The following is a 26340-nucleotide window of genomic DNA, read 5'->3' on the forward strand; positions in this document are numbered from 1 at the left end:
TTACTTTTTATCTTTTTTCTTGGTGGCGCCATCGAAATCGGCCAGCGATTCCACTTTGCTGCCCACCAGTGCCGACTCGGTAATCCGCGCCAGATATTCCTGTTCCGTCGGCAGGTTGCCGCCTTCGAATTTGGCAACCGTGTTATTTTTGAAGAAAATAGTAACGCGGCTGACAATCTGTTCGCCACTCGGCTTGGTCAGGCGGAAAGGGTAATCCCAGCGGTCTTCGTGGAACATATCGGTCAGTAACGCCGTGCCGAGTACGAAACGCACCTGCTCACGGGTCATGCCTTCCTTGATCTGGGACATCATTTCCTGCGACACGAAATTGCCCTGCTGCACGGTGACGCGATACGGTGAGATATAGCCCAGGAATTTTTTCACCCCGGTCGGGGTATACACCTGTGTTCCCGCAGCAGCGGTACTGGTCTGCGCTTTAGCTGCCTGATCCGCCGATAACGGCGTCTGGGATGCGCAGGCAGTCAGACTTGCCAGGACAGCGATGAGCGCCAGATGACCTGTCTTACCCTGAAGGAATTCGGAAAACAACAATCGCATAGGAACCTCAGTAATTGAGCAACATGCCCTAAAACCCGATATCATAAAGCAGATAGCATTCTTTTGACTGAAAACATGACAAACAGCACTCCAAACCTGAAAGCCAGCGGTCTCAAAGCGACCTTGCCACGTCTGAAAATTCTGGAAATTTTCCAGAACAGCAAGGTGCGGCACCTGACTGCGGAAGATGTCTACAAGATTTTACTGAATGACAATATGGATGTCGGACTGGCAACAGTATATCGGGTGCTGACCCAGTTTGAACAGGCCGGTTTACTGCACCGCAATCACTTTGAGACTGGTAAAGCCATTTTCGAACTCAACGAAGGCTCACACCACGACCATCTGGTCTGTCTGGATTGCGGACGTGTGGAAGAATTTTTTGATGCCGGTATTGAGCAGCGCCAGACCGCCATTGCCGCCGAACGCGGTTTTAAGATCGCAGACCATGCACTGGCGATCTACGGTAATTGCACGAAAGAAAACTGCGAACACAAAAACAGGTGATCGTCACCGGACAAAGGGATTGATTCATCATTCATCCACCAACAACGGAAACCTCTGCAACCTGTCCGTCCTATCATGACTGTCAGACGGTTTCCGGCGGCGATCCGGCAAATCATCGCCCAGCGCTATTTTTATTCAGCTTGGCTGCCACCGAATTAACAGTATCAATAATTTTCTGCGCATTGAAGGGTTTCAGGATGAAGCCGTGTATGCCTGTTCTGACCGCCGCACTCACGGTTTCCTGATCCTTGCTGGCAGTAATCAGCAGCACCAGCGAATCCGGCAGCATATCCTTGAGCTTGGGCAGGATATCCAATCCGCTGACTTTCGGCATCACCACATCAAGCAGGATAATGTCCGGTCTGAGCTTCAGCGCCATGTCCAGTCCGGTTCCGCCATCGGTCGCTTCGCCAACAACATGATAGCCCTCGCCACGCAATATCACACGCAAGATCTCCCGCGTGATTTCATTGTCGTCAATGAGCAAAATCGCGATATTTTTTTTATGCATGTCCCCGTCCTTTCAGTGACTCAGGGCACTGGACAGCAATTTTGCAGTGATATCCACAATCGGAATGACTCTCTCGTACGCCATCCTGGTGGGGCCGATCACGCCCAGCGTGCCGACAATCTTGCCATTGACGCCATAGGGTGCCGTCACAATGCTCATTTCTTCCATCGGTACCAGTTGTGACTCGCCGCCGATAAAAATCTGTACACCGCCTGCCTTGCTGGAAACATCCAGTAATTGCATCAGCCCGCTTTTCTGTTCAAACATATCAAACAATTTACGCAGCGATGCCATATTCGATGACCAGTCCTGCACATGCAACAGATTGCGTTCGCCGGAAATCACCACTTCGTCGGCCTGATCTGCCAGCGCGTCGCTGCCAGCCGCAACGGCAGCCTGCATCAGCCTGCTCATGTCGCTCTGGAGCTGCTGCAATTCATGATTGAGCCGCAAACGCGCCTCTTCAAAACCGTGACCGCTGAAATGCTGATTCAGATAGTTGGCAGCCTGGGTCAGTTGTGCCGGGGCGTAATCCACGTCGGTCAGCAGCAGGCGGTTATGCACTTCGCCGCTGGGTTCCACGACGACCAGCAGGATCCGCTTTTCCGACAGGCGCAAAAACTCCACCTGCTGGAATACCGATTCGGTGCGCGGCGTCATCACCACACCGGCAAACTGGGACAGGGAAGACAGGGTCTGCGCCGCGTTGGCAATAATTTTCTGCGGCGGCTGCGACAGGATACCGGGCTGCATGCGCGATTCCAGCGCCGTTTCGTCGATTTCCTGCACCGTCAGCAATTCATCCACAAACATGCGGTAACCGCGCGGTGTCGGGACCCGTCCGGCAGAGGTGTGCGGGCTGGCGACAAAGCCCATGTCTTCCAGGTCTGCCATGACATTTCTGATGGTCGCCGGCGATAACTCCAGTCCGGAAATTCTGGACAAAGCACGGGAACCGACTGGCTGACCATCCGCAATGTAATGTTCAACGAGGGCTTTTAATAAGGTCTGGGCACGATGGTCGAGTTGCATGTCTTCATTCTAGGCGAGTCACAAGGCGATGAACACAGGAAACTTCACAGCCATTGTGTTAAATCGTGTAAATCTTTAAATTCGGCATCCGGCCGGATGTGCTGATGACGCGGATCAGCAGACGGCATACCGCTGCGATTCATCCAGCCTGCGCGCAATCCGGCCTGTTGCGCGCCCTGCACGTCCAGCAGCAGATCATCTCCCACGTACAGGACTGCCTGCGGCGCCAATCCCAGCGCGTCACATGCCGCAAGAAAAATCCGCGGATCGGGTTTGGCGCAACCGAACTGATGCGCGGCGACAGATACTTCAAAATGCGGCGCCAGGCCGATGGCCTGCAGATCGGCAAAGCCATTCGATACCGTGCCCAGCCGCACCCGCTGCGTCAGTGCTTGCAATGCGGGCAATACATCCTCATACAGGCTGACCTGATTGCGGGCTGCCGCAAACACTGCCATCGCCTGATCGGCTTTTGCCGGGTCCTCGTCATGTTCAGCCAGAATCTGGCGCAACAATGTATGACGCAAGGCCCATAAATCATAGGAAAACCGGGGATCGCTCGCCACCAGCGCCTGCCGCCGTTCGCGCAGGCTGTCTATGGTATGCAGGGCAGTGACAGCCGGTGCGTGTTCCTGCATCCAGGCATGCAGGCGGCTTTCTGCATGGCGGATGACCGGTGCGACCGGCCACAGCGTATCGTCCAGATCCAGCAAGACTGCTTTAATTGTCATAAATAGCATTCAATCCGTTCATTTCTTCCTTAATTATGGTCTAATCTGAGGCGTTACGTCACTACTCTTTCTTTATGACTGTCCAGGCCAAAACAATCGCCCTTGTCGGAAAATACAATGCGGCAGGTATTGCCGGTTCTATCAGTGCGCTGGCCAGTTTTCTCGATCAGTCCGGTCATACCGTCGTGCTGGAAGCGGAGACCGCCAGTTATATCGAACTTGATGCGTTTGCCGTCATGTCGGTGCCCGATATCGGCAAGCAGGCAGATGCGGCGATTGTGGTCGGTGGCGACGGCACCATGCTGGGGATTGCGCGCCAGCTGGCACCGTACAATGTGCCGCTGATCGGCATCAACCAGGGCCGGCTGGGTTTTATCACCGATATTCCGCTCGATCGCATGATGCCGGTCGTTGCCGAAATGCTGGAAGGAAAATACACCTCCGAACGGCGCAGCCTGCTGCAGGCAATTGTGGTGCGGGGCGGTGATCAGATTTTCAGCGGCGTGGCCTTTAACGATATCGTGGTGTCGCGCGGCACAGGTTCCGGCATGGTGGAGCTGCGGGTCGAAGTCGATCATCACTTCATGTACAACCAGCGTTCTGACGGTCTGATTGTCTCGACCCCGACCGGTTCGACCGCCTATGCATTGTCTGCCGGCGGGCCATTGCTGCACCCCAGCCTGAGCGGTATCGCCATGGTGCCGATTGCGCCGCACGCCTTGTCCAACCGTCCGATTGTGCTGCCGGACAGCAGTGAAATTGTGATTGAGATCGTGGCAGGCAAAGATATCAGCGTGAATTTCGACATGCAGACTTTTGCCAGCCTGCTGCATCAGGACCGGATCATCGTCAAGCGCTCTGCGCACACTGTCACCTTTCTGCATCCCAAAGACTGGAATTATTACGACACCCTGCGCGAAAAACTGCACTGGAATGAATATCCCTCGGTGGAAGGTGCACTGAGCTGATTCCGGTTGCTACAATAGCAGCTGCTTTTTCCTTCCGTTTTTTGTATTGTGTTTTTTCTGTTGGCACCCCACTACTATGCTGCGCACGCTTGCTATTCGTGATTTTGTGATTGTTGAAGTGGTCGAGCTGGAGTTTTCCTCCGGCTTTAGCGCACTGACCGGCGAAACCGGTGCCGGTAAATCCATCCTGATTGATGCGCTGAGCCTCGCACTGGGCGGACGCGGCGACGCCAGCATGGTGCGCGAATCGGCAGGCAAGGCCGATATCAGCGCTGAATTTTCCACCGGATCGCACATCAACGACTGGCTGGAACAGCATGATTTCAGCACACCGGAGCAACAACTGATCCTGCGCCGCACGATCGATAACGCCGGACGTTCCAAGGCCTGGATCAACGGCATCACCGCCACCGCCACCCAATTGCGGGAACTGGGCGATCTGCTGGTCGATATCCACGGTCAGCATGCCCATCAGTCACTGCTGCGCAACGAAGCACAGCGTGCATTGCTCGATATGCAAGGCAACCTGCAAACCCAGGTGCAGGAAACGGCAAGCCGCTATCAGGTCTGGCGCAAATTACGCCAGCAGCGGGAAGAATTTGAAATCAATGCCAAAAACGTGCTGCAGGAAAGAGAACGGCTTGAATGGCAGGTCGGCGAACTCGACAAGCTGCAGATTCGTGAAGGCGAATGGGAACAGATCAGCCAGGAACACAGCAGGCTGGCGCATGCCGCCAGCCTGCTCGATGGCGCCCAGGAAGCCGCTTCCCTGATTGCGGATGCCGAACATCCGGTGCTGTCCCAATTATCAGCGATGCAGCAAAAACTCAGCAAGCTGCAGGATTATGACGCGGCGCTGCGCCCGGTCACCGAATCACTCGAATCTGCCTGCATTCATCTGCAGGAAACCATGTATGCACTGCATGATTACCTCGGCCGCACCGAACTGGATCCGGCGCGCCTGCGCGAGGTTGAGACAAGGGTGGAAGCCATCCACAGCACGGCGCGCCGCTTTCATGTGGCGCCGGAGCAGCTGCACCGGGAGCATGCGGCACTGACGGAACAGCTGCAACAGCTGGCCGATGCCAGCGACCTGGACAGTCTCCGGATTCAGGAAGACAAGGCCCTGCAAAGCTATCTGCAGACCGCGCAAAAACTCAGCAAGGCCAGACAGAAAATCGCAAAAGAAATGAGCGCCGCCGTCACGGCAGCAATGCAGGATCTGAGCATGAGCGGCGGCAGTTTCAGCGTGGCGCTGCATCCTGCCGAACCAGCCGCGCACGGTCTGGAACAAGTGGAATTCCTCGTGGCAGGACACACCGGCGTGCAGGCACGGCCATTGGCACGGGTGGCGTCCGGCGGCGAGCTGGCGCGGATTTCGCTGGCGATTTCCGTCATCACCTCCTGTGCCACAGCTACCCCGACCCTGATTTTTGATGAAGTCGACAGCGGTATCGGCGGCGGCGTTGCCGAAGTCGTCGGTCGTCTGCTGAAACGTCTGGGACAAGACCGCCAGGTGTTGTGCGTCACCCATCTGCCGCAGGTCGCCAGCCAGGCCAACCATCATTTCCAGGTCAGCAAAGACCAGCAGCGCGGCAAGACCATTTCCCGGATTCAGCTGCTCGACAATCCGCAGCGGGTTGAGGAAATTGCCCGTATGCTGGGAGGTATCGAAATCACGGCAACCACCCGCCAGCATGCCAGGGAATTACTGGCCTCCTGATACCGCGGCTGGCAGCATGGATTTACCGACACATTGATCCGCCCCATTTATCCGAACCATTACAACAGAACTGACACATGCGCTTTTTGAAAGAACCTGATTACTCGCACGGCAAAACCGGAAAAACGGCGGTCGTGCTGATCAATCTCGGCACGCCGGATGCACCGACCACATCGGCAGTGCGTCGTTACCTGAAACAATTTCTGTGGGACAGACGGGTGGTGGAAGTGCCGCGATTCATCTGGTGGCTGATCCTGCGCCTCATCATTCTGCCGTTCCGCTCCGGCCAGTCGGCCAGAAAATATGCATCTATCTGGACCAATGACGGTTCGCCGCTGCTGGTGCATACCGCCAAACAGGCTGCGCTGCTCAAGGGCTATCTGGGCGAGCGCGGCCACGAAGTGCATGTTGCTCATGCCATGCGCTACGGCTCGCCGTCGATCCCGTCCGTGCTGGAAAAACTGAAAGCAGACGGTTACGACCGCCTGCTGATGCTGTCGGCGTATCCGCAATATTCCGCCACCACCACGGCATCCAATTTCGATGCCGTATTCCAGCACTATCAGCAAGTACGGAATATTCCTGAATTGCGTCTGGTAAAAAATTATCACGACCATGAGGCTTACATCGAAGCGCTGCGCCAGTCCGTGTTGCAGCACTGGCAGACTGAAGGCCGCCCTGAAAAGCTGGTCATGAGTTTTCATGGCCTGCCCAAGGCATTTCTGCTGCGTGGTGACCCGTATCATTGCGAATGTTATAAAACCGCCCGCCTGCTGGCAGAAAAGCTGGGGCTGAGCAAAGAGGAATACATCGTCAGCTTCCAGTCCCGCCTGGGTCGCGCAGAATGGCTGCAACCCTATACCGCGCCAGTCGTGAAACAGCTGGCGAAAGACGGCATCAAGCGGATCGACGTGATTTGCCCCGGCTTTATTGCCGACTGCCTGGAAACGCTGGAAGAAATCGCAATCGAAGTCCGTGCTGAATTCATGCAGGCAGGCGGCAAGGAATTTCATTACATTCCCTGCCTCAACGAATCGCCCGTATGGATGCGCGCACTGGCAGAAATCGCCGAGCAGCATCTGATCGGCTGGCCGACCATGCTGACCGCCAGCATGCGTGAAGAGCAGAAAAAGCAGGCGCTGCTCAGCCGCGCCGAAGCAAAACGGCTCGGTGCCGATCACTGAGCATGCCAGTCACGTATTTCATCGGCGACATTCAGGGCTGCGCCACCGAGCTGCGCCAGTTGCTGGCGCGGATCGAAGCCAGAGCACCGGATGCCCGCTATCTGTTTGCCGGTGATCTGGTGAACCGGGGGCCGGAATCACTCGACAGCCTGCGCCTGATCCGCAGCCTGCAACAACAGGGCCGCGCCGACAGCGTGCTGGGCAATCACGATCTGCATCTGCTGGCGGTGGCGCATGGAATACGGCCGGCACACCGGGATGACACGCTGCAGGAAATCCTGCAGGCGCCAGACCGCGAAACGCTGCTCGGCTGGTTGCGCCAGCGGCCGATGGCGATCATGGAACAGCAGCATCTGCTGATCCATGCCGGACTCTACCCGGCATGGAGTGCCGGCCAGACCCTGCAACTGGCAGGGGAAGTGGAGAACATGCTGCGCGGGCACGGCTGGCTGGACTTTCTGCGCCACATGTATGGCAATCAGCCGGATACCTGGAATGACGGCTTGCAGGGCGACGACCGCCTGCGCTGCATCATCAATGCGCTGACCCGTATGCGCTTTTGCGATCAAAGCGGACGCATGGATTTTGCCATCAAGGATGGTGCCGCCTCGGCACCGCCCGCTTATCTGCCCTGGTTTGACCTGCCGCGCCGCAGCGCAGATTGCACAGTGGTGTTCGGACACTGGTCCACGCTGGGACTGGTGTTGCGCCCGAACCTGATCAGCCTGGATACCGGATGCGTCTGGGGCGGCAAACTGACTGCCGTCTGCCTGGAAACCCGCGAAGTGATTCAGATAGACAGCCCACAGCACCGCAAACCAATCCAGTGCCCGACCTGATGGAGCGTAAAATATACTCCCCCCAGTATGTTTGAAAGCCCTTTATTGACGCAGAGAATAGGGCATTTTTAAGGAATACTCCCCTTAAAAATCAGTCATACCAGTTGGTTTTTTCAGAAAAACTGTCAGGTCTCGGCAGACACACCCAGCGCCTGCATCACTGCGCTGCGCGCCTGTTGCGCGACATCGCGGCGGTGTGCGCCTTCGGTGGAAATGGCAGGCAGACGAATCAGTTCGGCGGTCATGCGCGGCGCCGTCAGGATGACGCGCAGGCTGTCGACAAACGTCATCTCGCCAATGAAATCCGCCGCTGTGTGAAACTGCCCGCTGGCATCGATATAGCGAATCACGAATGGCTGCACCGGCACCTTTGCCTCAATCGCGGCCTCGAACAGATTGGCGTGAAATGGCAGCACCGTTCCCTGCGCGGCAGTCGTGCCTTCGGGGAAAAAAGCAATCCGCTTGCCTGCCTGAATCTGATGCACCAGTCCTTCATAAATCCGGCGTACCTCGCGCTGCTTGCCGCGCGCCAGGAAAATCGTTCCGGCCTGCTCACATAACCAGCCCACCAGCGGCCAGCTGCGAATATCTGCCTTAGCGACAAAATGGCAGGGATGCAAGGTGTTAATCACAAAAATATCGAGCCAGGAAACATGGTTTGACACGATCAGCGCCGTTTTCGCCACGACACCTTCGCTGGCATCCTGGAATGCCACATCGACGGTGCAGATTGCCAGCAATTGCTGCGACCAGCGACGTATCAGACGTTCACGCCGCTCAGGGCTGGAAAAAGGAAACTGGCAGGCACAGGTCAGCATGCCTGCCATCAGGTGAATGAAGATACGGAAAAAATGCCAGACAATCATGCCAAACCTGTCAGATATCCAGAGTAGATATCGCTAATCATGTTTCTTGTTGATCGGAACCGGCTCCGCTGCAGTAGCCGCCGGAGCCGGATGGTGATGCGTATGCGTTTCAGGTCTTCGCATCAGGCAGGCTGTACCCAGCCTGATGATGCTGTCCGTTTAATGCAGGGCGTCATAAGCGACATGGCCGGCAACCATCGTGAGCTTCACCACCCCGGGCAATTCATAACCGAGGAAAGGGGTATGCTTGCCCTGGCTGACCAGCGCCGAAGCGGTGACGGCCCAATGGACAGCAGGGTCAAACACACACAGATCCGCCCCCTGCCCCACCTGCAGGCAACCCGCAGGAATACCGGCCACCCTGGCTGCATCCTGGCTGATTTTTGCCAGTGCCTGCGGCAGGCTGATTTCTCCGCGGCTGTCTGCCGCCCATTTCAATGTCAGTGACAACAGCAACTCCAGCCCGGTGGCGCCAGGGGAAGCTTCTGCAAACGGCAGCAATTTCTCATCATCGTCCACCGGCGTATGGTCGGAGCAGATCGCATCGATCGTGCCATCCTGCAATGCCGTTTTAATCGCATCGCGATCGCGCTGGCTGCGCAGTGGCGGCGTCATGCGGGCATTGGAATCAAAAAAGCCGATATCGGCATCCGTCAGATGCACATGATGTGCGCCCACATCGCAGGTCAGCGGCAAACCTTCCTTTTTCGCCTGCCGCACCAGCTCCAGCCCCGCTGCCGAGGAAATCCGGCACAGATGCACCTTGGCGCCGGTGGCGCGCATCAGTTCAAACAAAGTATGCAGCGCAATGGTCTCCGCCATCACCGGCACACCGGACAAGCCCAGCCGCGATGCCAGTGGCCCGCTGTGCGCCACACCGCCCTTGCCGATATAGGCATCCTGCGGCCGCAGCCAGACCGTGTAGCCGAAGGTGCTGGCATATTGCAGTGCGCGCTGCAGCGTGCCGGTATCCCTGACGGGCTCTTCTGCCTGTGAAAAACCGATACAGCCGGCATCGGTCAGTGCCGCCATTTCCGTCAGCGCTTCGCCGCGCAGGCCAATGGTCAGCGCACCCAGCGGATACACATGCGCCTTGTTCTGGGTGCGGGCACGCTGCTTCAGCATTTCTACCAGTCCGGATTCATCCAGCACCGGATCGGTATCCGGCGGACACACCAGGCTGGTCACACCGCCGCGCATGGCTGCCTGCAATTCAGACTCCAGCGTCGCCTTGTATTCAAAGCCCGGTTCACGCAGGCGCACGCTCAGATCCACCAGCCCCGGTGCGACCACCAGTCCGGCGGCATCAATGACTTTGTTGGCGACGAAATCTGCCGGTGCAGCACCGAGCGCGACAATTTTTCCTGCCGCAATAAACACATCCTGCACCGCATCCACGCCATTCGCCGGATCGATCACGCGGCCATTTTTAATCTGTATTTTCATCTTGTTTTCCTCAGGCGTCGCTGCCACTGTTACCGGCAACAATACTCATCACCGCCATGCGCACTGCAATCCCGAACGTCACCTGCGGCAGGATCACGGCCTGCGGGCCGTCTGCCACGGCGGAATCAATTTCCACGCCGCGGTTCATCGGCCCCGGATGCATCACGATGGCATCCGGTTTCGCCAGCGCCAGACGTTCCGGTGTCAGGCCGTAGCTTTTGAAATATTCCTGCGCCGATGGCAGCAACGCGCCGCTCATGCGTTCATTCTGCAGACGCAGCATGATGATCACGTCCACGCCCTTCAGACCTTCGTTCATATCGGTGAATACGCGCACGCCCATCTGCTCCAGCCCGCCCGGCAACAGCGTATGTGGCCCGATCACGCGCACTTCCGGCACCCCCAGCGTGGTCAGTGCATGGATGTCTGAGCGTGCGACACGGCTGTGCAGCACATCGCCGACGATCGCTACCGTCAGGTTGGTGAAATCTTTTTTGTAGTGGCGGATGGTGTACATGTCCAGCAAACCCTGCGTCGGATGCGCATGGCGGCCGTCACCGGCATTCACCACATGAACGTGATGCTGTTTCGTGTCGTTCAGATGTTTAGCGATCAGGAAAGGCGCGCCGGAAGTCGCGTGGCGCACCACAAACATATCGGCGTGCATGGCGGCCAGATTGTCGATCGTATCGAGCAGCGATTCGCCTTTGCTGGTGCTGGAGGCAGCGATGTTGAGGTTAATCACATCCGCTGACAGGCGTTTGGAAGCGATTTCGAAAGTCGTGCGGGTGCGCGTCGAATTTTCAAAAAACAGATTGAACACGCTTTTACCGCGCAGCAGCGGCACCTTTTTCACTTCACGGTCGCTGATGCTGACGAAAGAAGACGCGGTATCGAGAATGTGATTCACGATCGCTTTCGGCAAACCTTCAATCGTCAGCAGGTGCTGAAGTTCGCCATGTTTATTGAGCTGGGGGTTATACATGATCAATAGAAAAACTCAGTGTGCCGTCTTCTGCGCGTTGCAGATTCACAGAGACAGCGGGTTCAAAGGCGGCGACATGCGCCACGAAATCAGCAGCAACCGGCAACTGACGTCCGCCGCGGTCAACCAGCGCAGCCAGCATCACGCGGGCCGGACGCCCATAGTCAAATAATTCGTTGATTGCCGCCCGGGTAGTACGTCCGGTGTACAGCACGTCATCCACCAGAATGATCTGAGCATCATCAACCGCAAATGGGATATAGGTTGGCTTCACATCCGCATGCAGCCCCTTTGCGGCATAGTCATCGCGGTAAAACGAAACGTCAATCAGCCCCGGCTTATTTTTGAGGCCGAGATCATTCACCAGGCGTTCCGCAATCCAGGCGCCACCGGAATAGATACCGATGATGGCAAGCTGATCATTGGCGGCGGCCAGCGGTTTGATTTGCTGCAAAAGCTGCTGGTACAAGACTTCCGCATCAAGTGGAGTGGAAACTGTCATCATGGGTTCTCATCAAAATATTGTTGCAGGATCAGGGCAGCGGCAGCATCATCAATGCGCTCCCCCCGTTTGCCATGCAGCACCGCGGATGAAAAGCGCTCATCCACCAGTGCAGTACTGACTTGAAACCGGCCTTGCAGCTGATTGGCAAAGCGCTGGCAGCGCACGGTCATTTCATGGTCAGTGCCATCCGGATGACGCGGCAGCCCCACCACGCACAACACCGGCTGCCAGTGCGCAATCACTTCCGAGAGCGCGGCAAATTTGCCATCGTTGGTCGGCGCATCGATAATCTGCAAAGGCTCGGCCTGCTTCAGAAATGTATTGCCAACGGCAACGCCAATGCGTCTGAGGCCAAAATCAAAGGCGAGCACAGTCCCTTCTGTCACGCCCCCTGCCATCAGGCATGCCCCGCGTCAGACGCCAGCATCACCGGATCAATGCCGAGCAGTTTGATGGCGGCGTGAAAGCGCTGTTCCAGCGGCAGGTCAAACAAAATATCGGCCCTGGCCGGAACTGTCAGCCAGCCATTGGCCAGTATTTCGCGCTCCAGCTGGCCTGCGCCCCAGCCAGCGTAACCGATGCTCATCAGCACATGCGCCGGCCCTTCGCCGGCAGCAATCGCTTCCAGTACATCGCGGGAAGTCGTGAATGCGATCTCGTCGGTCACCTTGAGGGAAGAACTGTATTTTCCGGCGGGTGTGTGCAAGACAAAACCGCGATCGTCCTGCACCGGGCCACCGAACATCACCGGCTGGCGGCCGATCGGATGCGAATCCGGAATGATTTCAAGTTTCAGATCGATCCGGTCAAACAGGCCGGAAACGGTCATGTCGGTCGGGCGGTTGATCACCATGCCCATGGCGCCACGCCGGCTGTGTTCGCACAAGTACACGACGGTGCCGCCAAATACCGGGTCCTGCATCGATGGCATCGCGATCAGGAAATGATTGGTTAAATTTAAATCCAGCGGGGAAACTGTTTCGTCGTCCGTCATGGACTCCTGATCTGCAAATGTGTCAGCAGGAACAGGAGACTGCGTATGCAGCCCTGAGTGGGAGGTTTTTTTTTGCTTCGGCATGGCAGGATTTTAGCATTTCTGACGGAGTTTTTCGATCTGTGCGAGGAAGCAACGGGCCTGCCGGCAGGATTGCAGCACGTGTGCGCGATACAAAAAATACTGGCACACAATGAAATATTGATGTGCAGAACAATTTCTTTATCCATTGGCAACACCGGCATCCGCTGCATGAAGGCAAGCTGACCAATTTTTGCATCGGACAGACGAATCATGTGCTCACCAACCGGCAAGAATACTGGCTTTGTGGCAGGATGGCGGCTGAACGCCCCATCAGCGATCTCTTGCCGCGCGGGTATTTTCCAGTCAGAAACAGGTCGCTTATTTTTGCGTGACTGTTGAATGAAAGACGTATTACAGCATGACAAATCAGAAAAAAAATTCCCCCTCATTTCAGCGCTCACTGGTCTGGTTCCGGCGCGACCTGCGCTGCCACGATCATGCTGCGCTGTATCATGCGCTGCGTCAAAGCCAGTCCGTATTCTGCGTCTTTATTTTTGACCGTACCCTGTTACACGGTTTGCCCGCAAATGACCGGCGGGTACGCTTCATTCATGACAGTGTGCGTGAACTACGGGCAGACATTGAACAACAGGGTGGTTGCCTGCTGGTCGAGTATGCCGATCCGCTCGAAGCGATTCCCCGGATTGCTGCCGGGCTGGAGATTGATGCCGTATTCGTAAATCACGATTACGAACCGGCCGCTATGGCGCGGGATGCTGATGTGGCGCGCACGCTGTCGCAAAGCGGGCGTGCGTTCCTGAGCAGCAAAGATCAGGTCATTTTTGAAAAAGATGAGGTGTTGTCGCAATCAGGCAAACCGTTCTCGGTATTCACACCCTACAAAAATGGCTGGCTGCGCCAGTTGTATGCGGACGGTGGCGATTTTTATGCCAAAGCCTATCCGGTCAGCGATTATGCGGCGCATTTTGCCTCTCACCCATCAGCTCCGCTGCCGGATCTGGCCGAGATGGGATTTTCCGCCGACGATGCACACAAAATGCCGGTGCCAGCCGGCATGTCCGGCGCCAGCAGCTTATTTCAGGAATTCATGGGCCGTATGCAAAACTATGACGCGGCCCGTGATTTTCCGGCGATCAAAGGACCTTCCTATCTGTCTGTCCATTTACGTTTCGGCACAATCTCGATACGCAGCCTGGTCAGGGCAGCATTACAGGAAATCCGCACCGCCAGCCAGCGCGGAGCGGAAGTCTGGTTATCGGAACTGATCTGGCGTGATTTCTATTTTATGATCCTGCATCATCATCCTTCAGTGACAACACATGCGTTTAAGCCGGATTACGATGCCATCCAGTGGGAAACAGGGCCGCAGGCCGATGCATTGTTTCAGGCGTGGTGCGAAGGAAACACCGGCTATCCGCTGGTCGATGCCGCGATGCGGCAGCTGAATCAGACCGGCTACATGCATAACCGCCTGCGCATGGTGACCGCCAGTTTTCTGATCAAAGATCTGGGTATCGACTGGCGGCGTGGCGAGGCTTATTTTGCGCTCAGGCTCAATGATTTTGATCTGGCTGCCAATAATGGCGGCTGGCAATGGGCGGCCTCGTCCGGCTGCGATGCCCAGCCCTATTTCCGCATCTTCAACCCGATCACGCAATCAGAAAAATTCGACGCCGACGGTAAATTTATCAGCCGCTATCTGCCACAACTGGCGCCGCTGGCACGACTCGCCCCCCGTTCGCTGCATGCACCGTGGAAAGCCTCTCCTGCCCTGCTGCAACAGGCCGGGATACGTCTCGGGGACAATTATCCCTGCCCGATCATCGAGCATGAACAGGCGCGGCAACATACCCTGAGCCGTTATGCTGTCGTCAAAAAACCGGGAACGCACATCGACTGAAATGTTTGGGCAGCCATACCAGCCACAGCGCGACAGCCGAAAGGCAGCCGTGCTCCTCTCCTGCTCAGGGATTGGCGACCTGCGATGCCTGCCAGATGGCATCTGCCTGTTCCACCCTGGCCACACCCGGCAAACGCCATACCGATTCGACGTAGGCACGCAGGACCGGCAATTCGGGCACGATCTTGAATGCCATCAGCCAGTGCAGCGCGATGCCCCATAAAATATCGGCAGCACTGATTTTGTCGCCAAGCAGATACGGTGTTTTTTCCAGCTGCGCAATCAGCACCTTGAGTTGTGTTTCCAGATCGCGCCAGGGAGTTGTCGAAGCCGGCCCGGTTTCCCGTTTCAGAAAAGCATCCATGATGGCCGGCTCAAAACAGGAACCGTATTGCGTAATCCAGCGCAGATAGGATCCCCGGCGAGGATCATCCATTGCCGGTGCCAGCCCTGCCGCCGGAAACAGATCTGCCAGATAGATGAACAAAGCCACCTGTTCGCTGACCAGCGTATCGCCATGCAATACGGCAGGCACTTTGCCGTACGGATTTACGGCCAGATATGCCGCCTGCAGCTGATCAGATTTTTTCAAATCCAGATAATGCACCTGATAATCCGCATTCAATTCTTCCAGCAATACCCGTACGGCCAGTGAGCGGCTCTGTGGCGCATAAAACAAAACCAAAGGCATATTCAGTGTGCGCATATTTCCCTCATGGAAAAGATCGAAATTGAAAGGCTAGATTCACTGATCAGGTCTACCTGTACTTTTGCAAAATAGACCACTTTCTGAGTATAACCTGTCCCCGAAAAAATGCGGCTACAAAGTCTCAATCATTGCTGGTATGGCGCTGGCGCCGCCAGGTCGGCACATGCAATAACTGTCTGCCGGACTTACGCATGCACATCATTGCATTACCATAAAAATGACTGAAAACCCCTGATGTGATGTCCGGGTATCCAGCCAATTTCAGCGGCAGGATAAAAAAATCCCCCGCAAAACGAGGGATTCTTCTGTGACACAACCGCTGCAAAGTACAGGCGCCGTCAATCAGACCAGCGCCGCATGCTCCTTGCCGATCAGGCCAATAATCGCTTCCAGCAGATCATCTTCGCGATAAGGTTTGCCGAAGTATTCGTTAACCCCTAATTCCTTCGCGTAATTCCGGTGTTTGTCGGCAGTCCGCGAAGTAATCATGATGATAGGAATATGGCTGGTACGGGCGTCGTTACGAACGTTACGGGTCAGATCGAAACCATCCATGCGCGGCATTTCGATATCCACCAGCATCACGTCCGGCGTTACCGACTGCAGCTGCTCCAGCGCGTCAATGCCGTCCTTCGCCAGAATTACCTGATAACCTTCACGGGTCAGCAGGCGCTGTGTCACACGGCGTACAGTGAGTGAATCATCCACCACCATGACGATATGCTGCGTGCGCAATCCCTGCACCGGCTCCGAACGGTTCTGGGCAGATACTGAATCAGCCTGCAAATCAGCCACCGCGCCCATTTCCGGCAACATCTCACTGCCAGATTGCGGCAGGCGTGCGCGCTCATGTTCCAGACGCTGCGCCAGTGGCACAGGATTCAGGATCAGCACAATTTCACCGGAACCCAGCACTGTCGCACCGGCAATACCCGCCATCCGTGCGAGCTGCGGGCCGATATTTTTCACGACCACCTCGCGGTTACCGATAATTTCATCGACGTGAATCGCGACCCGTTCAGTACCGCTCTTCATGACCAGCAATGGGGTATATTGCTGCGCCAGCGGCACCGCATCATTCTGTCCGAGAATCGTGGACAGGTAGTACATGGAAACCCGTTGCCCCTGCCACATCACCGCACCATCGTTGTAGGCATTGGCAAGCGCATTCGCTTTCAGATGCTGCACCTGCTCCACCAGCACTGACGGCACGGCTAAAGTTCTGCCGCCGGCATTGAGCAACACCACCTGAGTGACGGCCAGTGTTAATGGCAGGTGAATTGTAAATTCCGCACCCTGACCAGCAGTGGTCGATACTTCGACCCGTCCGCCCAGCGACGCCGCTTCGGAACGCACTACGTCCATCCCGACGCCGCGCCCAGCCAGCTCGGTAATCTCGGTGGCAGTTGAAAAACCCGGTTCAAAGATCAGGCTGGCAGCTTCTGCATCATTCGGCGCCTGTTCGCTGCTGATCATGCCCAGGCTCAGTGCTTTCTGGCGGATATGCGCCAGATTCAGTCCCCGTCCGTCGTCATTGAAGCGGATCACCACTTCATTACCTTCCTGGCGGATTTCGATCAGCAGCTCACCAGTCTCGTTCTTGCCAAGCTGACGCCGTACATCCCGTGCTTCGATACCATGCACAATCGCATTGCGCAGCAGATGTTCAAACGGACCCACCATTTTTTCCAGAACGCCACGATCCATTTCCACACCGGCGCCGCGGATATCCAGATTCACGCGCTTATCCAGTTCTTTCGCGGTCTGGCGTGTGACCCGGTATAAACGTTCCGAGACGCTGGCGAAAGGAATCATCCTGACCCGCATCAGATCCTGCTGCAATTCGCGGGTCAGACGAGCCTGGATGTGCAGATTGCCAGAGGCACCGTCAATCGTGCGCGTCAGATTGGTCTGCACCGTGGCAACGTCACTGACGCTTTCCGCCATCATCCGCGTCAGTTCCTGCAGGCGTGTGAAACGATCGAATTCAAGCGGATCAAATTCGCGGTCCGCCGAGTGCGCCATACGGGAAGTAATCTGCGTTTCTGCCTGAATCTCCACCTCGCGCAACTGATCGCGCAAACGGCTCACGTTTTCAGTCAGTTCGCCCAGCGAAGCCCTTAATGTTCCGACCTCGTTTTCCAGACGGGAACGGGAAATCGATACCTCACCGGCCTGGTTGACCAGACGGTCCAGCACGTCGGCACGGACACGAACCAGCGGCACGGGTGCGCCGGGAGCAGCCGGCAGACTGACCTGGGTAGCAGATGCCGAAGTTCTTGTCGCCGGGGTATTGACTGCCAACGGCATCAAAGGCGTCAGACTGACCAGCTGGCTGTCCGCAGCCTCCGTTGCCGGAACATGCTGCGCCTGTACCTCGCTGGCCACCTGCGCATCCTGGAACTGATCCAGCTCTTGCGCAGCAGTCAATACTTGCGGAACAGCTGGCGCCGATGCCGCCTCCGGATGCTGCAAACGTTCAAACAGCTGCATACTGTGATCATGACGGGCCAGCAAATCATCCATCAATGGCTGCCGTACCAGATGGCCGGTATGCATGAGGCTTTCAATACGGGTTTCCATGTCATGGATGTGCTGTCCCAGCCCCATGGCACCCGCCATTCTGGCGCTGCCTTTGATGGTATGCATCAAACGGGCAATGGATTGCGGGATCGCGGTGTCTGCCGGCTGTTCCTGCCAGCTGCGCAGCAATTGCCCGACCATCGGCAGCAGATCATGCCCTTCCTCCAGGAATACCGGCAGCAAATCGTAGTCGAGTTCGTCTTTGATCTGTACAGACTGGTCTGACAAGGATTCGGTCGATACCGGCAATACCGTGGCAGGCAAATCAGCCTCAACCAAATTGGTCAAGTCTGCAGCATCGTCTTCCGGCAGGCCAGACAGATCGGACAAATCGAGCTTCTCATTAGTCGAAGTAACGAATTCTTCATCCGCACCGGCACTGGAACGCGCAATCACATGTTGCAGCAATTGCTCCAGCTGACGTACTTCGTCCGGTGCAGCTTCTGCCATTTCGGATAAGGCGAATTTCTGCAGCATGTGTTTAGCCGTTTCCAGCGCATGATCCAGCACATCGAATTCTGCGTTTTCCAGACTGACCGGATGGCGTTCCAGTCTCTGCAAAACCAGTTCCAGACTGTGCGCCAGCTCATGCAGCGGCTTCAGTCCCACCGTTGCAGAACTGCCCGCCAGCGAATGGCTGGCGTGAATCGCATGTGTGGAAACATGCCGGTGCGGCTCATGCCGCCATTCTGCAAAGTCCTGCGTCAGGAAACGGACGATTTCATCGGTTTCCGCCATGTAAATCGAATATAGCGGCACACTGATTTCGAGGTCGCCAATCCGCTTGATATTGTCATCGACGGGCGCGGCTGTCTTGCTCAAATCAGGGAAGCCAATAATTTTTGCACCGCTGACAGGTGTCGTTTCCTCTGCAATGCCGTGGTCAGTCTCTGCAGTCACAGCTTCCGTCTGATGCGTATCTGACGCGACCTCGGCGGCAACGCTGTCCTCTGCGTCCCGTACTTCCAGTCCTGCAGACGCTGCAATCTCATGCGGCATCTCTGCCGGATGCATAGCCGTATTTTCGAGCGGCATGTGCGGTAGTTCATCTGCCACGATTGGCAATGTTGCAGCTATTGCAGGCACGACGTCGGCTACGCCAGCAACAGTTTGTGCTGCCGGTTCGGCCAGCAGATTGGCTGCGCTGGGTAAATCATCAAAAGCGCTGAGTTCAAAATGTTCCGTATTCGCAGCACTGGCTGTCTCCGGCATGTCAGGCGCAGTCAGTACTGCGTCCGTTGTGGATGCCACAGACATCGATTCGGCGAATTCCGGCAACAGCTCGGCTTCCTGCAGTAATGTCTCAAACGATACGGCTTCCGGAGCCGTGGCAATAATAGTTTCTGTCGCGCCCTCCCCACTCTCAGGCTGAGATACCGGAGCCGCTGCAGTGGTCTCTGCAGGCAGGTTACCGGGCATTTCCGGCGGCATCAGGATTGCCTGTGGCGTCTCAAAATTCAGCCCGGCCTTCACGCGTTCAGCGGCAGCAATAATATCCGCACCAGTTCTGGCTGAATAGCCATGCTGTTTCAGCTCATCAACCCAGATCACCATTTCTTTTGCCGTATGCTCCAGCAAGGCGTACAGGTTCTGGTCACCACGCCGGGATTCCGACAACCACAGGTTCATAACCTGTTCTATATTCCACGCAGCCTCACCAAATACGGTCAGGCCCACCATACGGCTGCTGCCTTTGAGGGTGTGGAAGGAGCGGCGCAGACTGGTCAGATGTTCCTGATTGTCGGCATCATCGCGTGACAAAGGCAAGGTATGCTGGACAAACGCCAGCACTTCTTCAGCCTCAGTCAGGAAGATGTCGAGCAATTCAGCATCAATGGCTTCATCACTCTGAGGCAGAGAAACCGGTGCGGCAGAAATTTTTTCCTGGGTGGCGACCGGAGCAGTCGCCGCTACCAGATGTTGCAGATTTTCGGAAGTACGTCCGGCATCGGCAGATGCCAGCAGGCCGATCGCCGCATTGGCACGCCCGCTGGCATCGGTATCATCCAGCAAGGTTGCAACGGAACGTTCAGACTCCAGCGACTGTTTCAGTTGTGCCTGCAACGCCTTGTCTTCCGGATGTTCCGCCAGCGAGACTGCCAGCCGCGCGGATTCCTGCTGCTGGTGCGCCAGTTCCTGTTCCGTGGTACGAACGGCAGTCTCAATCGAATGCGGACTGTCTGGCAACACAATATGGGCAAATTCTTCCCGCTCCGGCAGCAGTTCTTTTTGAACTACCTGCTCCAGCAGATTAGAACGGAAAATTCCCGACTCCTCGTCGAAACTGAATTTCTTTTTCGCTGTATCAGGCTGGGACTGCAAAGTCTCGATGAAGAAGCTCAGGGCACCAATATTCTGGGCTACTTTCTGGTGCAGTGCTTCGATATGCACGCCATCCGAAGGCGCTGAATCCGTCGTCGCGGTGGCGTCAACAAACTGTGCAACAACCTGCCGGGTATATTCGACAGCCTGCATCGCTGCATCCTGATCGAGAATAGCCAGCGCTCCGCCAATCTGGTGCAGAACACCATCAATCGATCGCAAGGAATCATGTTGTGCCGGATCGCGGAAATATTCGTCCAGTGTCTTTTCAACCTGCCGCAGGCTGGTCTGCATTTCCGTCACCAGCACTGCCATGGTCTGACGCTGTTGCGCTTCCCTGGAAATTTCACCCATCCAGGCAGCCTGGGATTCCGGTTCTTCACCGGAAACCACCGACAACAGACGCGCTGTGATTTCCTCAGCACGCTCTGAAAAATGTGCCGGCAAGCGCGTAATATGGTCTAAGGCATTCTCAACAAACAGCAGGCTGGTTGCCAGTTCGATCGCCAGTTTTGAGCCATCGGCAGAATGCGCCACATGACGGGCAATCCCGCTCAGTTCCCGCAGTAATTTCGACAGCGATGGCGAATTCAGCTGATCACCCGTCTCTGCCAGGTCTTTCATTTTCTGGGAAAATTTATCGGCAAGGTTATTATCACCGTTGGCGATCCGGCCCCATAAATTTTTCACCGCAGTCAACTGCTCTTTAGCAGTAGTCAGCACCCCCGCCGCAATTTGCCCATAATTTTTCTGTACGTAATCCGCCGGGACTTTATTGTCGAGATCGTATGCCTGGCGGACGTTGGCAACAAAAGGTGTCGGATGCTGAACCTGTGCCAGAAAGAACAAGGCGTCGCGCAATAGACGCTCAGGAATCGTATTCACGCCATCCATCAAGCGGCGTATCTGCAGATTAATGCGCCCGAAAATCTGTTTGACGTATTGCTGATTTTCAATCTGTCCATTTGTGACTGCTTCGACAAAAGCCCGCATCACGACCCAGAATGCCTTGGCCTGCGAATTGGTCTGCGCGTGATCAATCTCACGGATCAGCTCATGCATAGATGTCAGTGCCAGCTGCTGTTTTTGCGGGTCTTTACCGGTCAGTACCGTCAGTAATAATTTTTCAAAACGCTGACGCAGATCTGTGTAATTTGCCGGGACAACCGCCTGAGCCACTGCCAGCTCGGGAATTTTTTCCTTCGCAGACAATGCAGGGAAAAACAAATCCGCCGGATGAATCCGTTCAGCACCTTTCAATTCCAGCAGTGCGCGGTAATAGGGAAATAATCTGACTGGCTGATGGACGGAGCCAGACAATAAATCTTCCAGATAGCGCAACACAGCATGAAACGCATCCAGAATGACATCAACGTTTGCCTGCGTCATCTCCAGTTGTGCGCTCTGCAAACGATCAATAAGCTCCTCGATGGTTTCCGTCACAATCGAAACACCATCGATATCCACAATCTGCAGGGCTCCATGTGCCTGATGCAGATAGTTTTTGGCATGCAGCAAAGTAGTGGACCGGACGTCAATATCCTGTGCCAACGCATCTGTCAGCATCTTGCCGGCATTGGTCATCGCCTCCCGCACTTCCGGCATCACCCAGGACAATGGTCCGGTATCAAACTGTTCCTGCGGAAAATGAGAGGAATTTGAAAAATCGGATGTCATGCATACTCCGCGAACTCAAGAGACGACCAGCCGCACGGCTCATCGTCTTGCAAATATGGCGGGCTGCCATTGCAGCCCAGGAACGGACAGATCAGGCCGCAACGCGGAAACGGGACACGGAATTTTTCAACTCCTCCGCCAGCAAAGACAATTGTTTAATCGACTCTGCCGTTTGTTGTGTACCGCTCTGGGTCTGCTCAGTCATCGTCAGAATGTGCTGGATATTTTGTGCCACACCGTTCGCAGAAGTCGCCTGCTGCTCCGTCGCCAGCGAAATACCCTGAATCAGTTCCGCCAGGCGGTTCGAAACGCTACGGATTTCAGACAGTGCCGTACCGGCCGCATCGGACAGTTTGGCTCCCTCAACCACACCCTGAGTGGATTTTTCCATCGCGGCTACCGCATCGTGGGTATCGGTCTGAATCGTACGCACCAGCGCACCGATCTGCTTGGTCGCTTCAGCCGAACGTTCCGCCAGACGCTGCACCTCTTCCGCAACCACCGAGAAGCCGCGTCCCGCTTCACCCGCAGACGCCGCCTGAATCGCCGCATTCAGCGCCAGCACGTTGGTCTGTTCGGTAATATCAGAAATCAGTTCCGTGATCTCACCAATCTCCTGAGAGGACTCACCCAGACGCTTGATTCGTTTTGACGTTTCCTGGATCTGTTCGCGAATCTCATTCATACCCTTGATCGCGTCTTCCACCGCATGCGCACCCTGCTCCGCCGCCGCAACCGACTGACGCGCAACCTCTGCCGACTCATTCGCCGAGCGGGAAACGTCAGTAATTTCCGCCGCCATCGTCAGAACAACCTGGCCGGCATCAGTGATTTCGCGTGACTGCTGTTCGGATGCTTCCAGCAAGTCGTTGGAAATATTCTGCGCCTGATCGGACGCCGAAGTAACCTGTTCTGCAGTCGAGGTAACACGGCCGACCAGACCGCGCAACTCTTCCACCGTATAGTTAACCGAGTCGGCAATCGCACCGGTAATATCTTCAGAAACCGTTGCCTGCACCGTCAAGTCACCGTCCGCGACTTCCTGCAATTCATTCATCAGCCGCAAAATCGCAGCCTGATTCTGATCGTTGGCGGCTTTTGCTTCTTCTTCCTGTTTCTGCGCCTGCAACATCTGTGCCGCAGCTTCCTGACGGCGTTCATTCGCTTCTTTAGCGCGATTACGGCTGTCCTGCAACAGAACCAGCGCAATTCCCACCGCAGAAGTCAGCGCGATCAGTGCCGAGAGCATCAGCAACCAGAACGACAGGCTGGTGGAATCCTGCTGTGCAGTGTAAGTTTTTTGCAGCTTGGTCAGTTTCGATTTCAGATCTTCGTTTTCGTTAAAGATCAGCTGTTCGGATTGTTTGGCTGCAATAAAATTCTGCAAATTACCCAGAATGGTCGAAACCGATGCCTGATACTCAGTAAAAGTTTTTTGCAGTTCTTCCAATTTTTCCCGTGTATCGGCATCCTTGGTCATCGTCAGGCGCAACACCTCGCTGCCTTTCAGGAAACCATCCACCAGATCGCGGAAAGTATTGGTATCTTTACCCAGGAGGAAAGCCGTTTCCGGATTAACACCTTCAGAAGTCAAGAATTCATTCGCACTGCGGCCCAGACGCTGGGTCAGCATCACCAGCTGGCCGGATGCAGAAATTTCACGCGCAGATCCGCCCCCCTGCACTTTCAGCGTCGAAATCTGCTCTGTCAGTTCCAGCAATACCGGCGACAGCGAGTTCAGTTTCTGCAGTGTCTCACCGAAACCGGTCAGCTCTTTACGTCTGGCCAGAATGGTTTCCGATGCTTTATTGGAGTTTTGCCAGGCCTTGATCGTTTCTTTTAAAACAGGCTCCAGTGTGCTGTCCGCCGGTTTCACATCACGTCCCTGATAATTACCGCCTTCCAGCAGAATTTTCAGATCGTTGTTGATTTCCTTGCGGCTGTCTTCCAGCTGTTTAAACGCTTCGACGTTACCCTGAATCGAGTTTGGCGCAGCTTTACCGATACGCTGCGAGTGCATCAGCACGTCACCGGAAATCTGTACTTGCGTCGACACCAGCGCAGACTGGTTGGCATTGAGCCAGACGAAAAAACCACCCGCCAGCAATGCAACCGCCATCGTGACCGACAGCACGCGCATCTGCTTCTGCAGCGACATTTTGCCGATCAGCGGCAACTGAATATCGCCGCCTTTTTCCAGCGCATCACCGATAAAAGTCGCATCGGCGCGTTGTGCATGCGACACAGGAGCGGCAGTTTCCTGTTTGACTCCGGCATCTGCTTCAGTTTCCGTATTGAGCATTCTGACGTTGCTGGCTTCTTCAATCTCAACCGAATCAGCATGACCAAATGACCTTGCCGCCATCTCTGCTCCATCAATTTCCGTAACCGGATCATCTTTTTTCTTGGACAAGAACGGTACTTTCAAAGCCATTACTAAGTCTCCTCAACGATTGAAAATCTGTCAGCCGTACTTCAAAAAAGACTGACTATAAACCTATATGCAAAAAATCCTGATCCTGCACCAGTGCAGCCAGGCTCAACTCACGCCAGATATGACCATCACGGTCACGGAACTGCCGTTGCAACCATGCGCGGTGCCCGGTTTCCTGCGTATCTGACGCCACCTCATCCATCTCGGCAATATTGCGCAAACCCAGAACCTGCGTCACCAGCAATGCGCTGTTAAATGCCAGCCCGGGAGCAAAAGCGATGATGCGGCACGTCGGATCCAGTACGGTGGATTCATTTCCCTGAAAGCGCGACAAATCAACCACACTGGTCAGATTACCCCGGATATTCGATAAGCCGACATACCAGTCTCTGGTCAATGGTACCTCTGTCAAAAGACCGGCGCTGACAATTTCACCCGCCTCGCGCAAATCGAGCAGGTAACGGTTCTGCCCGATCAGAATCCCCAACTGATTGAGTTGTGAAAAACCGCCACGCTGCGCAGCCTGCATTCTTTCAACCAGCTGCGCCTGAAACTCCCTCAAACGGGTGCGCCGCACCCCGCTGTCCGGAGAGGCAGCTTCGAGATTTACAGCTTTAGGGTCACTCAACGTCTGGGTCATGAGCTTGTCCGCGAATTTCTGAAATGGGTAAGGCTTTTATTGCTGTCAACGATGTACCGGTTGTCTGCAGACATCAGCCCAGTGCGGCGATTTTAGCCAGCAATTCCTGCGGGTCAATCGGCTTGACCAAGTAATCACGTGCGCCCTGGCGCAGTCCCCAGATACGGTCCGTTTCCTGGTTTTTACTGGTGCAGATAATGACAGGAATATCCTGCGTTTCCGGATCTTTTGCAATGGCACGGGTAATCTGGAAACCATTCTGACCAGGCATAACAACATCCATCAGAATCAGTTGCGGCTTATCTGCCTTGATCTTGGTCAGCGCCTCTTCGCCGTTTTCTGCCGTTGAAACAGAAAAGCCGTTTTTCGCCAGCACATCCGTGAGGAAGTAGCGTTCGGTTGGAGAATCATCTACTACTAAAATTTTTTGAATTGCCATTTCGCTCATTCCTTACATTAACTGAATTATTGCTGCTCTCCGGAAGTGTAATTCCGGACAGTTTTCAGGAGACTGTCTTTTGTAAAAGGCTTGGTCAGATATTCGTCCGACCCCACCATCGCACCACGCGCCCGGTCAAACAAACCATCTTTTGACGACAGCATGATGACCGGCGTATCCCTGAATTTCGCACTTTTTTTAATCAGAGCACAAGTCTGATAACCATCCAGACGCGGCATCAGAATGTCACAAAAAATCAGGTCGGGGTGAGAATCATTGATTTTTGCCAGGGCATCAAATCCATCTTCAGCCAGGACAATTTTATAACCAGCCTGCCCAAGAAAAATCTCCGCTGAACGACGTATTGTGCTGCTATCGTCAATCACCATGATTTTCAAGTTTTCATTGCCAGCCAATGTTGACATAAGTTCATCTTCCCGACAGAATTATAGCAAGCTAGCACTTTAACAAAAAATCTTTAAAGTGCTACTTATTTTCCGTGAATAAACATTCAATATAGCCAAAAATACACAAGTCGAGGTTAAATCGCAACCATTTCAAAATCTTCCTTGCGGGCGCCGCATTCCGGACAGGTCCAGTTCATCGGAACATCATCCCATAAAGTCCCCGGTGCGATGCCCTCATCAGGCAAACCTTGCTCCTCATCATAGACCCAGCCACAAATCAGACACATCCACGTTTTATACTGCGGCTTATTACCCACATTATCGCTCACGACTAA

Annotated in this window: 23 protein-coding genes; 6 read left to right on the top strand and 17 right to left on the bottom strand. The window is 55.2% G+C overall.

From position 1 onward, the window contains the following. Positions 1 to 558, bottom strand: a complete 558-nt coding sequence (locus tag H8K27_RS09740) for an outer membrane protein assembly factor BamE (RefSeq protein WP_186862975.1) — start codon at positions 556 to 558, stop codon at positions 1 to 3. 75 nt (positions 559 to 633) lie between these two features. On the opposite strand from H8K27_RS09740, the gene fur reads away from it, so the two are divergent. Next, a complete protein-coding gene (gene fur, locus H8K27_RS09745; RefSeq protein WP_176802777.1) occupies positions 634 to 1065 on the top strand; it encodes a ferric iron uptake transcriptional regulator in 432 nt (143 codons plus the stop codon). A 112-nt stretch (positions 1066 to 1177) separates the two neighbouring features. On the opposite strand, the gene H8K27_RS09750 is transcribed toward fur, so the two are convergent. From H8K27_RS09750 to H8K27_RS09760, 3 genes are read right to left on the bottom strand one after another with little or no spacing between them, the layout of a single operon-like run. Further along, positions 1178 to 1576, bottom strand: coding sequence for a response regulator (locus H8K27_RS09750; protein WP_186862976.1), 399 nt, complete (start codon positions 1574 to 1576; stop codon positions 1178 to 1180). A 12-nt stretch (positions 1577 to 1588) separates the two neighbouring features. After that, complete coding sequence (hrcA, locus tag H8K27_RS09755) at positions 1589 to 2608, bottom strand: heat-inducible transcriptional repressor HrcA (RefSeq protein ID WP_186862977.1); 1020 nt, start codon at positions 2606 to 2608, stop codon at positions 1589 to 1591. 44 nt (positions 2609 to 2652) lie between these two features. Continuing rightward, entirely contained in the window at positions 2653 to 3339 is a 687-nt protein-coding gene (locus tag H8K27_RS09760; RefSeq protein WP_230419136.1) for an HAD family hydrolase, read from the bottom strand. A gap of 74 nt (positions 3340 to 3413) precedes the next feature. Here H8K27_RS09760 and H8K27_RS09765 point away from each other — a divergent pair, with 74 nt between their 5' ends. The 4 genes from H8K27_RS09765 (at position 3414) to H8K27_RS09780 (ending at position 8053) form a co-directional block, all read left to right on the top strand. Further along, positions 3414 to 4307: an NAD kinase gene (locus H8K27_RS09765; RefSeq protein ID WP_186862979.1), complete on the top strand. Its 894-nt coding sequence runs from the start codon at positions 3414 to 3416 to the stop codon at positions 4305 to 4307. A 76-nt stretch (positions 4308 to 4383) separates the two neighbouring features. Then, on the top strand, positions 4384 to 6030 hold the full coding sequence (gene recN, locus H8K27_RS09770) for a DNA repair protein RecN (protein WP_186862980.1): 1647 nt from the start codon (positions 4384 to 4386) through the stop codon (positions 6028 to 6030). Positions 6031 to 6107: 77 nt separating this feature from the next. Beyond that, positions 6108 to 7214, top strand: a complete 1107-nt coding sequence (gene hemH, locus H8K27_RS09775; RefSeq protein WP_186862981.1) for a ferrochelatase — start codon at positions 6108 to 6110, stop codon at positions 7212 to 7214. Between the two features lie 2 nt (positions 7215 to 7216). Then, complete coding sequence (locus H8K27_RS09780; protein ID WP_186862982.1) at positions 7217 to 8053, top strand: symmetrical bis(5'-nucleosyl)-tetraphosphatase; 837 nt, start codon at positions 7217 to 7219, stop codon at positions 8051 to 8053. Between the two features lie 125 nt (positions 8054 to 8178). Here H8K27_RS09780 and H8K27_RS09785 read toward each other — a convergent pair whose 3' ends face one another. From H8K27_RS09785 to H8K27_RS09810, 6 genes are all read right to left on the bottom strand, one after another. Then, positions 8179 to 8919 (bottom strand): lysophospholipid acyltransferase family protein, encoded by a 741-nt coding sequence (locus H8K27_RS09785; RefSeq protein WP_186862983.1) that lies wholly within the window; start codon positions 8917 to 8919, stop codon positions 8179 to 8181. A gap of 159 nt (positions 8920 to 9078) precedes the next feature. Then, positions 9079 to 10365 carry a dihydroorotase gene (locus H8K27_RS09790; protein ID WP_186862984.1) on the bottom strand — a complete coding sequence of 429 codons (1287 nt, stop codon included), beginning with the start codon at positions 10363 to 10365 and terminating at the stop codon, positions 9079 to 9081. A gap of 10 nt (positions 10366 to 10375) precedes the next feature. Further along, the gene (locus tag H8K27_RS09795; protein WP_186862985.1) at positions 10376 to 11350 is read right to left on the bottom strand and encodes an aspartate carbamoyltransferase catalytic subunit; all 975 of its coding nucleotides are present in this window, start codon (positions 11348 to 11350) and stop codon (positions 10376 to 10378) included. Continuing rightward, the gene (gene pyrR, locus H8K27_RS09800; RefSeq protein WP_186862986.1) at positions 11343 to 11855 is read right to left on the bottom strand and encodes a bifunctional pyr operon transcriptional regulator/uracil phosphoribosyltransferase PyrR; all 513 of its coding nucleotides are present in this window, start codon (positions 11853 to 11855) and stop codon (positions 11343 to 11345) included. Before pyrR ends, H8K27_RS09795 begins: the two co-directional genes overlap by 8 nt. Further along, complete coding sequence (ruvX, locus tag H8K27_RS09805; RefSeq protein WP_408058431.1) at positions 11852 to 12241, bottom strand: Holliday junction resolvase RuvX; 390 nt, start codon at positions 12239 to 12241, stop codon at positions 11852 to 11854. Before ruvX ends, pyrR begins: the two co-directional genes overlap by 4 nt. A gap of 11 nt (positions 12242 to 12252) precedes the next feature. Continuing rightward, on the bottom strand, positions 12253 to 12849 hold the full coding sequence (locus H8K27_RS09810) for a YqgE/AlgH family protein (protein ID WP_186862988.1): 597 nt from the start codon (positions 12847 to 12849) through the stop codon (positions 12253 to 12255). Between the two features lie 442 nt (positions 12850 to 13291). Here H8K27_RS09810 and H8K27_RS09815 point away from each other — a divergent pair, with 442 nt between their 5' ends. Further along, a complete protein-coding gene (locus H8K27_RS09815; RefSeq protein ID WP_186862989.1) occupies positions 13292 to 14794 on the top strand; it encodes a cryptochrome/photolyase family protein in 1503 nt (500 codons plus the stop codon). 64 nt (positions 14795 to 14858) lie between these two features. Here H8K27_RS09815 and H8K27_RS09820 read toward each other — a convergent pair whose 3' ends face one another. From H8K27_RS09820 to H8K27_RS09850, 7 genes are all read right to left on the bottom strand, one after another. Next, positions 14859 to 15500, bottom strand: a complete 642-nt coding sequence (locus tag H8K27_RS09820; RefSeq protein ID WP_186862990.1) for a glutathione S-transferase family protein — start codon at positions 15498 to 15500, stop codon at positions 14859 to 14861. 345 nt (positions 15501 to 15845) lie between these two features. Next, the gene (locus H8K27_RS16530; RefSeq protein WP_230419139.1) at positions 15846 to 22085 is read right to left on the bottom strand and encodes an Hpt domain-containing protein; all 6240 of its coding nucleotides are present in this window, start codon (positions 22083 to 22085) and stop codon (positions 15846 to 15848) included. Between the two features lie 91 nt (positions 22086 to 22176). Continuing rightward, on the bottom strand, positions 22177 to 24519 hold the full coding sequence (locus tag H8K27_RS09830; RefSeq protein ID WP_230419146.1) for a methyl-accepting chemotaxis protein: 2343 nt from the start codon (positions 24517 to 24519) through the stop codon (positions 22177 to 22179). A gap of 55 nt (positions 24520 to 24574) precedes the next feature. Then, a complete protein-coding gene (locus H8K27_RS09835; protein ID WP_186862991.1) occupies positions 24575 to 25159 on the bottom strand; it encodes a chemotaxis protein CheW in 585 nt (194 codons plus the stop codon). A 73-nt stretch (positions 25160 to 25232) separates the two neighbouring features. Continuing rightward, the gene (locus H8K27_RS09840; RefSeq protein WP_176802791.1) at positions 25233 to 25598 is read right to left on the bottom strand and encodes a response regulator transcription factor; all 366 of its coding nucleotides are present in this window, start codon (positions 25596 to 25598) and stop codon (positions 25233 to 25235) included. 26 nt (positions 25599 to 25624) lie between these two features. Beyond that, a complete protein-coding gene (locus H8K27_RS09845) occupies positions 25625 to 26023 on the bottom strand; it encodes a response regulator (protein ID WP_186862992.1) in 399 nt (132 codons plus the stop codon). A 116-nt stretch (positions 26024 to 26139) separates the two neighbouring features. Continuing rightward, entirely contained in the window at positions 26140 to 26292 is a 153-nt protein-coding gene (locus H8K27_RS09850; RefSeq protein WP_186862993.1) for a rubredoxin, read from the bottom strand. Between the last annotated feature and the right edge of the window lie 48 nt (positions 26293 to 26340).

It is taken from the genome of Cognatundibacterium griseum, from assembly GCF_014284195.1.
GTDB lineage: Bacteria > Pseudomonadota > Gammaproteobacteria > Burkholderiales > Burkholderiaceae_D > Undibacterium > Undibacterium griseum.

Coding starts and splice junctions, on each gene's coding strand:
- H8K27_RS09740 (WP_186862975.1), bottom strand. CDS start 558: ATGCGATTGTTGTTTTCCGAATTCCTTCAGGGTAAGACAGGTCATCTG.
- fur (WP_176802777.1), top strand. CDS start 634: ATGACAAACAGCACTCCAAACCTGAAAGCCAGCGGTCTCAAAGCGACC.
- H8K27_RS09750 (WP_186862976.1), bottom strand. CDS start 1,576: ATGCATAAAAAAAATATCGCGATTTTGCTCATTGACGACAATGAAATC.
- hrcA (WP_186862977.1), bottom strand. CDS start 2,608: ATGCAACTCGACCATCGTGCCCAGACCTTATTAAAAGCCCTCGTTGAA.
- H8K27_RS09760 (WP_230419136.1), bottom strand. CDS start 3,339: ATGACAATTAAAGCAGTCTTGCTGGATCTGGACGATACGCTGTGGCCG.
- H8K27_RS09765 (WP_186862979.1), top strand. CDS start 3,414: ATGACTGTCCAGGCCAAAACAATCGCCCTTGTCGGAAAATACAATGCG.
- recN (WP_186862980.1), top strand. CDS start 4,384: ATGCTGCGCACGCTTGCTATTCGTGATTTTGTGATTGTTGAAGTGGTC.
- hemH (WP_186862981.1), top strand. CDS start 6,108: ATGCGCTTTTTGAAAGAACCTGATTACTCGCACGGCAAAACCGGAAAA.
- H8K27_RS09780 (WP_186862982.1), top strand. CDS start 7,217: ATGCCAGTCACGTATTTCATCGGCGACATTCAGGGCTGCGCCACCGAG.
- H8K27_RS09785 (WP_186862983.1), bottom strand. CDS start 8,919: ATGATTGTCTGGCATTTTTTCCGTATCTTCATTCACCTGATGGCAGGC.
- H8K27_RS09790 (WP_186862984.1), bottom strand. CDS start 10,365: ATGAAAATACAGATTAAAAATGGCCGCGTGATCGATCCGGCGAATGGC.
- H8K27_RS09795 (WP_186862985.1), bottom strand. CDS start 11,350: ATGTATAACCCCCAGCTCAATAAACATGGCGAACTTCAGCACCTGCTG.
- pyrR (WP_186862986.1), bottom strand. CDS start 11,855: ATGATGACAGTTTCCACTCCACTTGATGCGGAAGTCTTGTACCAGCAG.
- H8K27_RS09810 (WP_186862988.1), bottom strand. CDS start 12,849: ATGACGGACGACGAAACAGTTTCCCCGCTGGATTTAAATTTAACCAAT.
- H8K27_RS09815 (WP_186862989.1), top strand. CDS start 13,292: ATGACAAATCAGAAAAAAAATTCCCCCTCATTTCAGCGCTCACTGGTC.
- H8K27_RS09820 (WP_186862990.1), bottom strand. CDS start 15,500: ATGCGCACACTGAATATGCCTTTGGTTTTGTTTTATGCGCCACAGAGC.
- H8K27_RS16530 (WP_230419139.1), bottom strand. CDS start 22,085: ATGACATCCGATTTTTCAAATTCCTCTCATTTTCCGCAGGAACAGTTT.
- H8K27_RS09830 (WP_230419146.1), bottom strand. CDS start 24,519: ATGGCTTTGAAAGTACCGTTCTTGTCCAAGAAAAAAGATGATCCGGTT.
- H8K27_RS09835 (WP_186862991.1), bottom strand. CDS start 25,159: ATGACCCAGACGTTGAGTGACCCTAAAGCTGTAAATCTCGAAGCTGCC.
- H8K27_RS09840 (WP_176802791.1), bottom strand. CDS start 25,598: ATGGCAATTCAAAAAATTTTAGTAGTAGATGATTCTCCAACCGAACGC.
- H8K27_RS09845 (WP_186862992.1), bottom strand. CDS start 26,023: ATGTCAACATTGGCTGGCAATGAAAACTTGAAAATCATGGTGATTGAC.
- H8K27_RS09850 (WP_186862993.1), bottom strand. CDS start 26,292: ATGTGTCTGATTTGTGGCTGGGTCTATGATGAGGAGCAAGGTTTGCCT.